The organism is Brevibacillus sp. AG, from assembly GCF_028369215.1.
Lineage (GTDB): Bacteria > Bacillota > Bacilli > Brevibacillales > Brevibacillaceae > Brevibacillus > Brevibacillus porteri.
The window spans coordinates 75,348-89,621 of the sequence record NZ_JAQMYO010000002.1; the positions used below are offsets into that span (position 1 = coordinate 75,348).

The window sequence follows — 14,274 nt, forward strand, 5'->3', positions numbered from 1 at the left end:
ATTTATATGGGTGGCGGTTTTCAGTACTTACCTGCCCATCTCGGCGATGAAGCGGGAGGTGCGGGTCTTTCGTCCGAATCGCTCCCGGGGGATACCGATACACAAGCTGTGACGGGCCCGGGTAATCGCGACGTATAGGAGACGACGTTCTTCTTCAAGAGCACCGGAGCCGCCTTTTCGCAGCTCATCCAATGTGTACTCATGAGGAAGGGCACCTTCTACCAGATCGGGCAAGAAAACGTGATCGTATTCGAGACCTTTTGCCCGATGGATACTTAAAACATGAACAGCTTCGTCCGGGAGTGGTCGCATCGTGCGCCACTCTTTTTCTTGTCGGGCCATTTGATCGATATAAGCCAAGAAATCGCTGATTGTCGCATGACGCTTGGAAGCTGCCAGTATTTGCTGCAGCTCATCGCTCCAACGTTCCCGGCCATCTTCCCGGTCTTTCGCCCGTTTTTTTAGATAGTCGCGCAGTTTGCCATCCTCAAAGATGAGCTCCAATGCCTGAGCAGGTGGAACGTCCTTGCACGCGGTGAGAATCTCATTGATTTGCTGCATGTGCTTGCGCTGATACGGTTTGAGCTGTGTCAAATGCGGAAGAACGTGCAGAATCGGCTTGTCCTCGATGATTGCTTGGCTGCGCAAGGCATTCCACATTTCGGCTGAGATATAGAGAGTCGACAATATTTCTTTAAGCGCATCGGTGTCATCCGGGTTTAACGCGAGCCGTAAGTAATTCAGCGTCCAGCGAACCGTCTGGCGTTGGTAAAAGGAATCCTCCTCTTGGGTGTAATGAAAAGGAATCCCTGCTTCGCTCAGACGCTCTAAAATGGGGCGTGCAGATTCATTGGTGCGGTACAAGATCGCGCATTCACCCAAAATGGCTCCTTGCTCACGACGATGGATAATTTCATCGACGATCCGGGAAGCTTGTTCTTCTTCGTCTTCCGGCTCGAATAAATACGTGTCGCCTTCCTCGCGATGAAAGGACTGACATTCCTTTGCCCAACGCTCCCGGTTGTGACCGATCAGCGAATAGCCAAGACTGACAATCGAGGAATGGGAACGGTAGTTGACCTCGAGTGTAAATGTCGATGCCTTCGGGAAGTCTTTGGTGAAGCCCAAGATGTACTGGGGATCACTGCCGCGAAAGCCGTAAATGGACTGATCGTCATCCCCGATGACACACAAATTGTTTTGTGGAGCGGCTAGCAGCTTGACTGTCTCATACTGAATGCGATTGATATCCTGAAACTCATCGACCATCACATAGGTGATACGTTCCTGATAACGGCGCAGGAGTCCTGGATCATCGCGCAGCATTTCGTAGCAGCCAATGAGCATGTCGTCAAAGTCAAACCAATGATGCTTTTTCTTCGTGGCCTCGTACAGAGGATATAGCTGGATCGCCCGTTTTTCTGCATCGTTCGTTGCTTCCCGATACGCGACCTCATGGGGGAGGATGTATTCGTTTTTCCAACGGCTGATAATGCCGAGTGCTTCGGTGATCTCTGTTTCTTTTAACGTGGCAAGGTCATCATGACCGAGCAGTGCGCCAGTCTCGCGCATCAACCGCCATTTTTGCCAATCCTTTTTCAAGAGGCGCTGCTGATCCCAGCGTTCTGGCTGGTGATGCAGGAGCATTCGGTAAAAGATGCTGTGGAACGTACCGGCAATCAGCTCACGTGCTTGTCCAGCGGGTAGCTGCCGGGCAATGCGCTGACGGATTTCATCGGCGGCTTTGGTCGTAAAGGTCACGACCATGATTTGATTCGGCTTTACGCCCAACTCACAGATCAAGTGAGTCGTGCGAGCCGTCATAACGCGCGTCTTGCCACTTCCGGCTCCGGCGAGGATGAGAAAAGGTCCCTCGGTAGCGTGCACCGCTTGCTGTTGTCCCGGATGCAGCGGTTGATCACGCATTTGCTCAGCCATGTGAGAGATGGTCTTCTTCGGCATCAAGCGTTTGCGGAAAACCGGTGGCTTCGGAGCTGGCGGGGGAGGCGTCGTGCTCGTGCCAATCGTTCTCTTTTTCGGAAGGCGAAAGGAGCCGATGGTCGTTGTATCTACTTCGTCTATGGATGCGCTGTGTTCCTTGGTTGAGAAAGCGAGTGGTTCTTTCGTGTTGTCGTCGCTGTCGCTGTGATCCTTTTCGGCCGTAGCAGTCAAGACAGCCTGAAAGGCAGTGGCAGCCGTCTCGTTAATCGCTTGTAGCGAATCGAGAGGAGCAGGACCATTTTCCGTCAGAAGCGGGCACTCTGCTCCTTCAGGATGGAAGAAATGCGGCTCAAAGCTGATGCCAGCATGAAGACGAAGCGCTGATGCACAGGCTGGACAGCGTACCTTGTCCTGCCGGGCAGCCATGCGCCAAAACGGTATGCGGTTGTAGTTCTCTGGTAGCAACAGGATGGGTTTGTTGTCTAGTAAAGCGTAGTTCATCATGACACCTCGGAAACAAGAAGTGCCCCCTGTCGGCAGGGGACACTTGCCATTATGGTTGTTCTTTTCGATTAGGAGTGCAGCGACACGATGTCCTCCGGGACAGCGGACGAATCTTCTGCTCCCAAATACGTGATGCTCACCCGTGTGATGCGATGGTTTTCCAGTTCACTGATCGCAAAAAGATAGCCTTGGAATGTGACGGTTTTGCCTTTCGCGACCTCTTCATTTAACTGGCTGTAGAGCCATCCGGCAATGGTATCGACTTCGTCGGAAACGACTTCAATCGATATGTAATCATTCAGTTCTGTCAAGAGAGTTTTGCCGGAAACCGAGAGCGTATTGCAGGAGCTTTCTTCAATTTCAGGGCGCTCATTTTCATCGAACTCATCCTGAATATCACCGACGATTTCCTCCAAAATGTCCTCCATCGTTAACAGCCCTGCTGTACCTCCGTATTCGTCAATCACGATGGCGAGCTGGGAGCGGCGTTTTTGCATTAAGCGCAAGACATGGCTAATTTCCATAGACTCCGGCACCGTCAATAGAGGGCGGAGAAAATCATTTAGCTCAGCCTTTCCTGTCGTCAACGCAGAGAGGTAAAAATCTGAGGTGTGCACAAAGCCAATCAGCCTGTCCTTATCCTCATGGGCGACGGGAAAGCGTGAATGGCGAGACTCTCTCATGATTTCGAGGTTTTCGTCAAACGTGTTGTCGTCGTAAAGGCAAATCATATCAATCCGTGGGATCATAATTTCCCGGGCAAGACGTTCGGAAAACACGAAGACATTGTCAACCAACGCCATCTCGGTCTGGTCAATGTGACCACTTTTATGACTCTGGTTCATGAGAAGGCGGATTTCTTCTTCTGTATGAGCAGATTCGTTTTCGGTGGCAGGCTCGATTCCAAGGCGTCTGATCAGTAAATTGGCTGCTCCGTTTAAAAACCAGATGAGCGGATAGCTCAGCTTGTAGAAAAACATGAGTGGTGCAGCAGTCCATAGGGAAGTGGCCTCCGCTTTTTGGATCGCCAAAGACTTGGGCGCAAGCTCTCCGAAGACGATATGTAAAAATGTGATAATAGCAAAGGAGATTGCAAGTGAGGTCGGACCGACCAAATAAGTTGGGAAATGAAATAATGCCATGACGGGCGCGACGTAATGGGCGACGGCAGGTTCACCTACCCAGCCTAACCCCAATGAAGCCAGCGTTATTCCGAGCTGGCAGGCGGACAGATAGGCGTCGAGCTCTCGCGTGACTTTTTGCGCGTAGCGGGCACTTTTGTTATTGCCTTCACTGACGAGCTGGGTCAGACGTGTTTGGCGAACTTTTACCAACGAGAATTCTGCTGCGACGAAGAAGCCGTTCAGAAGAACCAAAAATACCACGAGCAGCAGATTCAGCGTAATCTCCCCTATCGGACTCTCCAAGCACACCTCCGCCTCCCGCAGTGCGAAAGGTGGAGAATTCACCTCCGATACGATAATGGTATTTTACATGTACGACCAAAAACGGATAAATATTCGATCTAAAACCTGCAATGGATATGCTTTTCATGAGCCATGCCTCAGGTTTTCTTGTTACTCGTAAGTATACCAATAGGTCAACCGAACAGTCAAAACGTTCCGATTTGAACGAGCGCATTCTTAGGCAATGCTTGGACATACCTGCTTCTTTCTGATCATAAATATAAACGAGCACGGTCCAAGGAGGGGAGCAACGTGTACTGGCTGCAAAAAAGTGTAGCGATTCTCACAGGAAGCGTGCTTCTAGGCATAGGAGTCAATCTGTTTTTGGTTCCGCACCGCCTGATGGACGGGGGCATGATTGGGATCGGTTTGTTGGCGACGTATTACATGCAGATGCCTCCGGGTCTCGTGATGATTTTGGTAAGTATTCCTGTGTATGTCATCGTCTTTTTTTATGATCGCAGATTGTTTTTTCACAGCTTTCACGGCATGCTAATTTCTGCTTTCTTTATAGATATTCTCTCGGATATGCGTGGTTGGAATCTATGGTCAACATCCTTTTCCGCAATTACTGGCGGCGTGTTAATTGGCATGGGGATCGGCTTGATGCTTGCCTACGAGACGAATACGGGCGGGACAGACCTGCTCGCGCAATTTCTTGCCAGACGATACAAACTGCGCATTGCCTTGCTGATTTTTCTAATCGATGGGCTGATCGTACTCGGCTCGATTCAGACGATCGGGATGGAGAGAATGATTTTCTCTTTGCTGACGATCGTCGCAGTGGCAGCGACTACGCATATGTTCAGTGGACTCGGACGACCTTTACCACCGTATACGATCATTGGCCCGCTTCTTTCGCGCAAAATGGATGATCGCTCGTCGCGGCTCTATGTAAACACGAACACGAGAAATAGGAACGGGGAAGGGGAAGGCGATATTTTGGAGAAAATAAATAGGAAAAGGATGAAATGAGGGACTGTTGTGTCTGGACAAGCATTTCAAATGATAACGGAGCGTGTCGGCTATTTTCCCGGTCATGTTAACATAGGCCTCGTCATTGGTGAGCATGGAGCAATCCTGATTGATTCTGGTCTGGATACCCAAAACGCAAAAAAAATCAAAAAAGGACTGGACGCTATCGCCCAGCCCTTGTGTGCAATCATTCAGACACACTCTCATGCCGACCATTTCGGTGGAAACGCCTACTTGCTCGGATGCTGGCCTGAAGCAAGGGTCTATGCGCCACCGCTGGAAGAGGCGATCATTCGGAATCCGATACTTGAGCCCATTTACTTGAACGTGGGTGCAGCACCACTTGAGGATCTCAAAAACAAGTTTTTGCTGGCGCAACCTTCTCGGGTGGACCACCTCCTTCCACTGGATGAAGGGATCGAGATAGATGGCGTACCTTTCTTTATCCTTTCTCTGCCGGGGCATAGCTGGCAACAGGTTGGCGTCGTCTGTGACGAGATTTGCTTCGCTGCCGACAGTTATTTAGGCGAAGAGGTTTTGGAAAAGCACAAGCTGCCGTTTCTTGTGGATGCGCATGAGACTCTACTCAGTCTTCATAAACTGCTTGCAACCAACTACAGGGGATACTTGCCTGGGCACGGAGCATATACCACCACCTCTCATGATGCCGTGAACAAAAATATTGCTTGGCATGAGCGGATTTTCTCGGTGATCTGCGACATTTTAGTAGAGGAGAGAACACCAGAAGAAGCATTAACTCTCCTGTGTGAGCGTTTACACATTTCCATAGAAAATGCTTCGAGCTACGTCCTGTTTCGGACGGCGTTTATGGGTTACTTGGTCGGGCTTCAAAAAACAAAGAGGGTGGCATACCGGTTTGAACATAATCGGTGGTTGTGGAGAATTGTTCAGGATGGAGCGGAGGGAGCAGAAAGGTAATCGGCGATTTCTGCTAGCTTATGCTCTGCAGCTTCGCGGACGGCCTTGGGAATGAAAAAAACTTCTTCGGATGCGGTGTTCATATAAAACTTTGCTTCCAAATACGGATGACCCAGTTTGACATTCAGTTCCCCTTTTCCGGTCGTTGTGCTGGTGTAATTCGTCGGGATGCGCAAAAAATACGCGCTGCTGCTGGCGGAGTCGTACATGACGACATCGTACGTTGGCATACTGTCGCCGCCTGATCGATGAAAGCCTTGTTGCCGCAGCATTTTGTCAACATAAGAGAGTGGCTGAACGACACCGGTAAGGGTCTTGTTTTTTAACCGCATGGACATCCTCCTCGGTTCAACCATTGAGAAATCGAACTTATTCTCATACTATGTACGGCAATATCAATTCAGACTTGTAGAAAAAGAAAAGAAGGAGTGGACGAGGATGGAACTTATAGCAGATTTGCATACACATACAAAGGCTTCAGACGGTACCTGCGAGCCTGCGGAAAACGTACGTTTGGCGAAGGAGGCTGGACTTGCTGCACTGGCGATCACGGATCACGACACGGTAGCAGGGATTCCAGAAGCAATGGAGGCTGCCCGCGCACTCGACGTGGAAATCATTCCGGGAGTCGAAGTGAGCTCCGTAGGGAAGGGGCAGGATATTCACGTTCTCGGCTATTTTGTCCCGTATGAAGACCCAGCTTTTGAAGAGCGTCTCTTCCGTTTGCGAGAGACAAGACATGAGCGTAACCAACTGCTGATAGCACGGCTGCAGGAGCTCGGTATCGACATTTCATTGGAAAAGGTATACCGCCGCAAGCAGGGCACGGACAAAAACATCGGGCGACCGCATATTGCAGAAGAACTGATTGAGCTGGGGGTCGTTTCGACGATCGCGGAGGCCTTTGATAAGTACTTGGGCAAAGGGGGAGCGGCTTATGTCAATCCTCCACGAATTACCCCGCAGGAAGCAATCACGCTGATCAAAGAGGCTGGCGGAGTGGCGGTGCTAGCTCACCCGGGTCTGTATGATGATGATGAGCTGGTCCAGGAGTTGATTGTATTCGGATTGGACGGGATTGAAGTGAACCACCCGGACAACGATGAGGTACAAAAAATGCGCTACAGCAAATGGGCAGCACAATACGGACTTGTTGTAACGGGCGGTTCTGATTTCCATGGCTGGCGTGGAGAGGAGCCGTTTCATGCGATGCTCGGCTCTCATACCGCAACGATGGATGCTGTTGAACAGATACGTGCGATTGCGGCGAAGCGGAAGGCGTAAATTTAAAAAGCCTCAGACTATGACTTGAAAAATAAAGTCTTAATCTGAGGCTTCTTATTTTGCGCTAACACTAAGGTTGGCTAATCATTGCCTTCGACCGTACAACAAACAACTTTATTCTGTTATTCCCCACATTAGCGCAGCAAAGGCCGCAAAATCCATTTATGTGGGCAGCCCTGCAGTGTTGTTGAAGTATCGAACCCGTTAGCTTAATCACAACTAGCATTTAGTGTTATACCCTATCCTCCCGATATGCCTGCCTTACCCGCTCAATCTGGGCGAGGTGGTCACGGACATGCCGGACGCGAAATTCCAGCAGCTCTTTGAACGTGAACCGCGCTCCATCCGGATATTGCCCGACGCGCACAAGCTGCTCGGGAGTCAGATTTGCCAGAAGCGGCAGCATGCTGGCCCGCAGCATTTGGAACAGGAGCAGATGCTGCTCGCAGTCCAACCGTTCATATCCTAGGTTATCCGCCCAGGCTTCCTGATCAAATGATAGTAGTAGCGGTGCTTCCTCCGCCAAGACTTTTCTCAGCCGATGTGTCGACAGGACTTCGCTATCGGTCACATGGATCACAATCTGATGGATGCTCCATTTGTCCTGTGCAGGTTGGAAACGCAGCTCTTCCTCAGACAATCCTTCGACGGCTTCTCGCAGCAGCGCATAGTCTTGGCTATACTCCTCGATCAACTTTTCCATCCGATCCTCTCCTTCATCATTATTTTTGTGGGAGGGTGCATTCGATAATAATTATTATTCTTCGTTATAGAACAAGTACCTTCTGGGTTTTAGCCAACAATAAGTCACCCTAAAGTGATTTCTTCGGAAAGTCCCAAAATGTTTATTCCACTATTGGGACTTTAGAGATTAAGCAAAACTGCCCGTCTAACACTTTATTTTTCAGTCCACAACTTTAATTACTCAGAACAAGGGAAGAGGGTTTTTTGTGAACTTAAAACAATGCGAGCAGAAATGATATCCCTAACCACAAGCATAGAGGGGTGAACAATGCCGTATCTTGACGGGCAAACTTCGTATTTTTTACTTTTTTAAAAAAGCCAATGTAGTTGAAGTCTCCCACAGCCCGTAGGACAAATACAGCGGCACAGACAATGCAACCCCATTGAATGAAAGAAGCGGCTATTACGGGCGGGAGATAACCGCTCTGGGCAAGCAAAAGGTAAGCGGCAAAAGTCAACAAGCAGGCAACGACGATCGTTCCGCCTTTCCGAGGGGAAAAGGTCCGACGAGAATGATCGGCTGTTGTGGGAATGACGGAATCGGTCCCCCATTTTCCTCCGAAGGCCCAATAAAAATGGAGCAAGGATACGAAGACTAAGAAGAAAGCAGATGAGATAGAAAAAACATGCGTCATGGGAATGCCTCCTACTGATTCGTAATGATTTTTGAAAAGATACGCATCCGTATGTTTTGGGTAAAAAAATCCCTGCGGGCAGTTTAGTTTATCAGGCAGAGAGGGTTAATCAAATCCAAGTCATAAAATGATGCAAGGGCTCGGACATATCAAAAGGCGCTTTTAGCTCTCTGCGCACGAGCCAACCGATATAGAGGAGGTATGCGAGTTGAGCGCGTGCTATTGCATCAGCTGGAGCCAGCCCTTTTTTCTCATACAAAAAAGCGACGAAGTCGATCCTACGCTTCTCGATTTCCACGAGACGTTTGCAAAGGGCAGGATTTTGTTTCGCCCAGTTGTACATAGCGGCTTCGATTTTTCGCTCGCTGTTAAAAACACTCGACAACAGCTGCTCCAACGACATGCTGTCCGCGTGTGGCGCTCGAATGATCCGCTCCGTCGCATGCTCCTCCCAATAATCGATCATGGAGTCCAGTAGCGCTTGACGATCTGGAAAGTGATGATAAAAGCTCCCCTTGCTGATCTTCAGTTTTCTGGCGAGAGGTTCCACACGAACAGCGTCAATGCCTGCTTCAGCCAACATATCGAGCCCTGCCCGAATCCAATCTTCACGTACGTATTGCATGGTTCACCTCAAAAGATACGGTATCGTATGTTTCTGGTTCCATGTTATTCCACCGGGTGTGAAGTGTCAAGAAGCATTGGCTTTTGTATTGATATTCACACGAGTGTAAAACTTTAGAATCGCAATCAAGAGCGATAGACTCTCATGTAGCGTCGGATCATCTCGCCTGCAAAATAAAAATGAATGGAGTGTCAACGGAACAGGGAATGGAAACCACAGGTGATTTCATACCTTTATCGGATTCCAATGAAAAACAACCTCGCTTCGCATGATGATCATAGCGAAAACGAGGTTGTTTTTCTATCTGAGGGATGGAGCTGCACGTAGCTTCTGTTATTCGCGAATGGATTTGACCATCGCAATATGCTCGATACCCGCATCATCAAACAAGTCGCCGAAAGGTTCATAGCCGAGCTTTTCATAAAACCGTTGGGCTTGCGTCTGCGCGTTCAGCTTCAGGCTGTCATACCCGTGTTGTTTGGCCAGCTCTTCTATCGCGAGCATGATTTGGCGGCCGAGTCCGGTACCGCGTTCTGTTTTGGCAACCGCTACCCGTTCAATTTTTCCTACCCCAGGTGCGTAGGTACGGATACGGCTTGCACCCACTGGCTTTCCATCGCGGTAGGCCACAAAATGAATCGTCCCGCCATCCAGTGTGTCGTGCTCATCTATCTCCAAGTCTTCTGGTACTTCCTGTTCCTCGATGAAAACGACTCGGCGTACGGACAGGGCATCCGCCAATTCTTGTTCATTGGTGACTCTTTGGATCTGGTAGGTTTGCAGGTTCATCGGTATTCGTCCTTTGTTAGAAAATATCCCTCCCTACGACGGATACGCAGGGAGGGGTGATGATTGAGGAAAGGGTGTTTATTTTTTGAGAAGGAAAGTCTGGTAAACGCTCCAGATGCCATCCTCGAGTTGATAAACCAAGTGGAAGCGATCAATCTCGCTGTTCAGGTCAATTTTTGCCATGCTCAGTTGGCCGGTTACATCCCGCAGCTCATCGTCGGACAGGTCGCGCCCGATGGTCAGATGCGGTACGTATGCGTAGGTTTCTTTTTCATTCACACACTGATTGGCAATCTTTTGATGCAGCTCGTTAAATGGTTCTTTGTTTTGCACAGCCAAATAGATCACGTTGTTCGTAGGGTGGAAAGAAGATACCCGATGGAAATGAGCCGAAAAGCTGTCGGTAGAGGAGGCAACCTGCTCCAGATGGCTCACCAGCTCAGGAAGCTTGGCTTCGTCCAGCTCAAAGGCTTCCTTCAAACGGATATACGGAGGAACCAAAGCATAGCCCGGGTCATAACGTTTCCGGTAAGAATTGGCTACTTCTTGCACCTTGCTAGATGGGAATATTACGATACTGTACATCATCTGAACCACTCCTCCTTACTATCTATCATGCTCTACAAGATATTATTTTAACAGAAAATTCTTCATTTGTGTAATGTTAAGCGTGGGTCTGTATATTCCTTGTGTCAAAGGAAAGACTGTGTAGTGCAAGGAGGTGCCGCACTGCATGTATACGGCTATGATGATCACATTCATTTTTCTCGTTCTGCTTCTACTGTCTGTGCTGACCTTCACGATCTTGACTGCGATACGAAAAGGAGAATTCGAAGAAGCACTCGTATCGACTATCAAGGATGAAGGTCCACAAGAAGAACAGCCACGGTAAGTTTACCCGTAAAGCGTCTTAAGCATACGCGGCAGATTGCGCTGCCAGTGGCCCCACGTATGGTCACCCTCAAACGTTTCATAAACGAGGGTGGCTTTTTTCGTGCCCAAAATCTCGCGCAGTTCTTCATTGGCCGCTAGAAGATTCAATGTACCGCGGCCTGTGCTTACTGCCGTTTCCTCCGTCCCGATCTCCAAATAAATGGTCTGCGGCACGGAAAATTCAGCGTCAGCTATCAGACGATTTAACTTTGCGTCCATGGCAATCGACTGGCAGGCAACTTGTCCAAACGTATGTGGATAGTGAAGAGCAGTGAACAGAGAGACAACCCCGCCCAAAGATTCGCCAAGAAGTGTTCGTGCGTTCCCCAAAGGATGTGTGGAGTAATGCGTATCGACATAGCTCACGACTTCATCGGCGAGGAAGCGACGGTAGGCCATATGCTCCTTGCCATCCGGATGATAGCGGTCGTTCCGTTTGCTTTTCTCGACCGGGAGAAAGACAGCGATGATATCAGGCAATTCTTTGTCCCGATTCAATTGATCTAGTAAAGAAGCCATCCTGCCCATTGCCAAGTAATCTTCTCCGTCCTGCACATAAAGGACTGGATATGAGTAGAGCGGCGAGTAGCGTTGGGGTGTGTAGATAATCAGCTTTTCCGGCGTCCCCAAATGCCGGCTTTCCAAGATGATTTCCTCAAGGGCCACTGCGGTGTCCTCCTTATTGGGATCTTCTGTTCATTATTATACAGGAGTGAGCGGGCATGCCCAACAGTTTGGGTGCAGGGTCAGTCAGGCTGTGGGCGAAAGATTGTCGCAATTTGGTCAGCGTGTGATACTATGGTAGGAAACGACTTCACTCGATTTGTGGAAGGGGTTGTCTCTTATATGAAGAAGCAAGTACACAGCATCGAAGTCAGAAACGCTGCTCTCGCACGTTTGGCAGAACGCGGAGTGACGATGGATGATATCGCAGAGATCGTCTATCTCATGCAATCGCCTTACCATCCAGATCTCACGATGGCGCAGTGCATAGAGAGCGTGAAAGCGGTCTTGGAAAAAAGGGAAATGCAGCACGCCATCCTGGTTGGCGTTGAGTTGGATACGTTAGCAGAGAAGGGCCTCTTGTCCGAGCCGCTCCAATCTATCATCGCGTCAGATGAAGGACTGTTCGGATGCGACGAAACATTGGCGCTAGGCTCCGTATTTGGATATGGAAGTATCGCGGTGACCACCTTTGGCCATTTGGATAAGCACAAGGTCGGGGTGATTAAAAGGCTGGATACCAAGTCGGGAGAGGGACGTGTTCACACATTTTTGGACGACCTCGTGGCGAGCGTGGCAGCCAATGCATCTAGCCGGATGGCCCATCGGATGAGAGATGAGCAGGAGGCAGAGTTGACACGAAGTGAGGCGTTGAAGCAACAGGAAGCCGAGCTGCGTGTCGAGGAGAAAGGGAAAGGGACGGAGCAGGCGGGGTAGGTTAGGGTTGCGATGAGGAAGTTTGTCTCGATCATTACCTAATTATCTTGTTTGTTGTTGTACCCTTTATTGGATCGCCTTTAGACTGGCAGAAGCCAATTCTTTACCGGTGTAGCTCATATGCTTGATGGCGTCATGTTTGATGTGATGCCATCAAGTAGGTAATCCCCATGTTTAGTAGGGGGGATGTGGGTCGCAGCGGTGGGGAATGGCTTTTTTGTTGGGTCTTGGGTAAGCACATATAGCTGAAACGAGATGACTAGGCTTTTTACATGGTAAAAGCAAGACTGATATCACTGGGTTTCTTAGTGTTCTTTTGGTACGAGTGAAAATTTTTACAAGAAATTATTCATTTCCTCTTGAAATCCATTTTACGATGCTGTATAGTAATAAATGTGATCGACGTCCGATACGATTCGGGCCCTTAGCTCAGTTGGTCAGAGCGGTCGGCTCATAACCGATTGGTCGTAGGTTCGAGTCCTACAGGGCCCACCATTAAACGATCACACACATATCCCATGATCCGGTAGCTCAGTTGGGAGAGCACCATCTTGACAGGGTGGGGGTCGCTGGTTCGAACCCAGTCCGGATCACCATAGTATGAACGTTAGAACCCTTGAGGAATCAAGGGTTTTTTATTTTATGCTTTTGATTAGCCACAGTCACTACCCTCCATATTCTACGATGAATAGTGAATCGAGTCAAAAGAAGTCAAAAAACAATGTAGAAAATCATGAAGACCAGTACCCGATCATGATGCTTAATTAGTGGAATTAACTGACATTCAGAAGTGTATATGGTAAATATATACAAAGATATAAATATGTGCTACGTTATATTTGTATGGTAAATTTTAGGTAATTATAAGAGGGACAATTATTGTGAAGTGAAAAAAATACCACTGAAACGTAAAAACAACTTATGCGTCATAACAAATATAAGAATTTACAACGGAAAGGAATGGCAAGAATGAAGGTCAAAAAAATTGTAGCTGCATCTTTAGCAACTACGACCCTCCTTGGGGTTATTGGGCTTTCTAATTTTGCAAGTGCGTATTCAGAAGATGTTTGGTTCGATGCTTACGGTATAGATGTTTACGATGGTGATCCACTTGATACGGTTACAGATGTGTATGGATTTACAAGAGGTGAAGGAGATGTTAAATCTGTAAAGGTTTATTACGAAGTATTCCGAGATGGTGAATATTTAGATAAGGCATCCAACTCAAGAAATGGTTTTAGGGTATCAATCACAGAAGACCATCCAAATAAGAAAAAGAGTAGTAATTGGGAGGTAAATGCTGTACATCGAATAGAAGATAACAATGGAGATCATGTCAAGGAGTTCAGTGAGGATAAACTTAAAAAGGGTCAGGAAGCAATTGCGCCAGAGCGTGCTGAAGAATCAAGCTCCAAAAAGGGTGACATTCAACATTTACGTTCAGCAGAATATCAAGAGCAGTTAGAAAATACTTGGGATGACATCATGGAAGCACACAATTTAAATAAGGATGAGTGGATTGTTTGTGATAGTTCTCAATATGAATCACTAAAAGAGCAACCTCCAGGTTCTTTAACCTCTAGAGATGTTACCTCATTATTTATCCAATCAGTAGAATTCCCCAAAAAGGGTGGAGATAGTGTTCCTTTGATATTGGTACATGAGAATGAAAAAAAGGCACTCTTATTGCTCCAGCGCGGTAAGGGTGAAAAAGTAGTTGCTTATTTTGGTAAAGAAGACAGCTCCAAAAACAATAAAAACAACAAGATATCTTCAAATCGTGAAAATGATGGCGAAGGCGATTGGGTTATTGAAAAGGTAGAAGAAAAAGAATAAAGGCAAAAGAAGACTATCCCTCAGTCATTTTCTTGAATTTGGGATAGTCTTCTTTTTAATGTTCATCTGCCTGTCTAGAGAATATCATAGATGTTCTACCTATCACTAAAATCAACAAGAAGTAGATTGATGAGCATGAAGAAGTATAGAATTTCTAAAGCAG

General features: G+C 48.0%; 15 protein-coding genes and 2 tRNA genes. 8 read left to right on the forward strand and 9 right to left on the reverse strand.

Features of this window, described 5'->3' with window-relative positions:
- Positions 1–27 precede the first annotated feature (27 nt).
- Positions 28–2,442 carry a UvrD-helicase domain-containing protein gene (locus POF51_RS05545; RefSeq protein WP_069851502.1) on the reverse strand — a complete coding sequence of 805 codons (2,415 nt, stop codon included), beginning with the start codon at positions 2,440–2,442 and terminating at the stop codon, positions 28–30.
- 71 nt (positions 2,443–2,513) lie between these two features.
- The gene (locus tag POF51_RS05550) at positions 2,514–3,878 is read right to left on the reverse strand and encodes a hemolysin family protein (protein ID WP_069851385.1); all 1,365 of its coding nucleotides are present in this window, start codon (positions 3,876–3,878) and stop codon (positions 2,514–2,516) included.
- Positions 3,879–4,163: 285 nt separating this feature from the next.
- Here POF51_RS05550 and POF51_RS05555 point away from each other — a divergent pair, with 285 nt between their 5' ends.
- A complete protein-coding gene (locus POF51_RS05555; RefSeq protein WP_069851383.1) occupies positions 4,164–4,886 on the forward strand; it encodes a YitT family protein in 723 nt (240 codons plus the stop codon).
- A gap of 9 nt (positions 4,887–4,895) precedes the next feature.
- Positions 4,896–5,825 carry an MBL fold metallo-hydrolase gene (locus tag POF51_RS05560; protein WP_069851382.1) on the forward strand — a complete coding sequence of 310 codons (930 nt, stop codon included), beginning with the start codon at positions 4,896–4,898 and terminating at the stop codon, positions 5,823–5,825.
- Here POF51_RS05560 and POF51_RS05565 read toward each other — a convergent pair.
- Positions 5,795–6,157 carry a hypothetical protein gene (locus POF51_RS05565; RefSeq protein WP_017250316.1) on the reverse strand — a complete coding sequence of 121 codons (363 nt, stop codon included), beginning with the start codon at positions 6,155–6,157 and terminating at the stop codon, positions 5,795–5,797. The genes POF51_RS05560 and POF51_RS05565 overlap by 31 nt on opposite strands.
- Positions 6,158–6,263: 106 nt before the next feature.
- Between POF51_RS05565 and POF51_RS05570 the strand changes: the two genes are divergently transcribed.
- Complete coding sequence (locus tag POF51_RS05570; protein ID WP_069851380.1) at positions 6,264–7,109, forward strand: PHP domain-containing protein; 846 nt, start codon at positions 6,264–6,266, stop codon at positions 7,107–7,109.
- A gap of 232 nt (positions 7,110–7,341) precedes the next feature.
- Here POF51_RS05570 and POF51_RS05575 read toward each other — a convergent pair whose 3' ends face one another.
- From POF51_RS05575 to POF51_RS05595, 5 genes are all read right to left on the reverse strand, one after another.
- Positions 7,342–7,812: a DinB family protein gene (locus POF51_RS05575; RefSeq protein ID WP_069851378.1), complete on the reverse strand. Its 471-nt coding sequence runs from the start codon at positions 7,810–7,812 to the stop codon at positions 7,342–7,344.
- A gap of 253 nt (positions 7,813–8,065) precedes the next feature.
- On the reverse strand, positions 8,066–8,488 hold the full coding sequence (locus POF51_RS05580; protein WP_069851376.1) for a DUF3995 domain-containing protein: 423 nt from the start codon (positions 8,486–8,488) through the stop codon (positions 8,066–8,068).
- A gap of 109 nt (positions 8,489–8,597) precedes the next feature.
- The gene (locus POF51_RS05585) at positions 8,598–9,113 is read right to left on the reverse strand and encodes a TetR/AcrR family transcriptional regulator (RefSeq protein WP_271754299.1); all 516 of its coding nucleotides are present in this window, start codon (positions 9,111–9,113) and stop codon (positions 8,598–8,600) included.
- Positions 9,114–9,446: 333 nt separating this feature from the next.
- A complete protein-coding gene (locus POF51_RS05590; RefSeq protein ID WP_069851372.1) occupies positions 9,447–9,902 on the reverse strand; it encodes a GNAT family N-acetyltransferase in 456 nt (151 codons plus the stop codon).
- A gap of 78 nt (positions 9,903–9,980) precedes the next feature.
- A complete protein-coding gene (locus POF51_RS05595; RefSeq protein WP_017250309.1) occupies positions 9,981–10,490 on the reverse strand; it encodes a YjcG family protein in 510 nt (169 codons plus the stop codon).
- 145 nt (positions 10,491–10,635) lie between these two features.
- Here POF51_RS05595 and POF51_RS05600 point away from each other — a divergent pair, with 145 nt between their 5' ends.
- Positions 10,636–10,794 carry a hypothetical protein gene (locus POF51_RS05600; RefSeq protein WP_017250308.1) on the forward strand — a complete coding sequence of 53 codons (159 nt, stop codon included), beginning with the start codon at positions 10,636–10,638 and terminating at the stop codon, positions 10,792–10,794.
- 2 nt (positions 10,795–10,796) lie between these two features.
- On the opposite strand, the gene POF51_RS05605 is transcribed toward POF51_RS05600, so the two are convergent.
- A complete protein-coding gene (locus POF51_RS05605) occupies positions 10,797–11,501 on the reverse strand; it encodes an alpha/beta hydrolase (RefSeq protein ID WP_069851370.1) in 705 nt (234 codons plus the stop codon).
- Between the two features lie 180 nt (positions 11,502–11,681).
- On the opposite strand from POF51_RS05605, the gene POF51_RS05610 reads away from it, so the two are divergent.
- From POF51_RS05610 to POF51_RS05625, 4 genes are all read left to right on the forward strand, one after another.
- Positions 11,682–12,275 carry a phosphatidylglycerophosphatase A family protein gene (locus POF51_RS05610; protein WP_069851368.1) on the forward strand — a complete coding sequence of 198 codons (594 nt, stop codon included), beginning with the start codon at positions 11,682–11,684 and terminating at the stop codon, positions 12,273–12,275.
- A 418-nt stretch (positions 12,276–12,693) separates the two neighbouring features.
- Positions 12,694–12,770, forward strand: a tRNA-Ile gene (locus tag POF51_RS05615).
- Between the two features lie 25 nt (positions 12,771–12,795).
- Positions 12,796–12,871: transfer RNA gene (locus POF51_RS05620), tRNA-Val, on the forward strand.
- Between the two features lie 373 nt (positions 12,872–13,244).
- On the forward strand, positions 13,245–14,111 hold the full coding sequence (locus POF51_RS05625; protein ID WP_271754307.1) for a hypothetical protein: 867 nt from the start codon (positions 13,245–13,247) through the stop codon (positions 14,109–14,111).
- Positions 14,112–14,274: the final 163 nt, after the last annotated feature.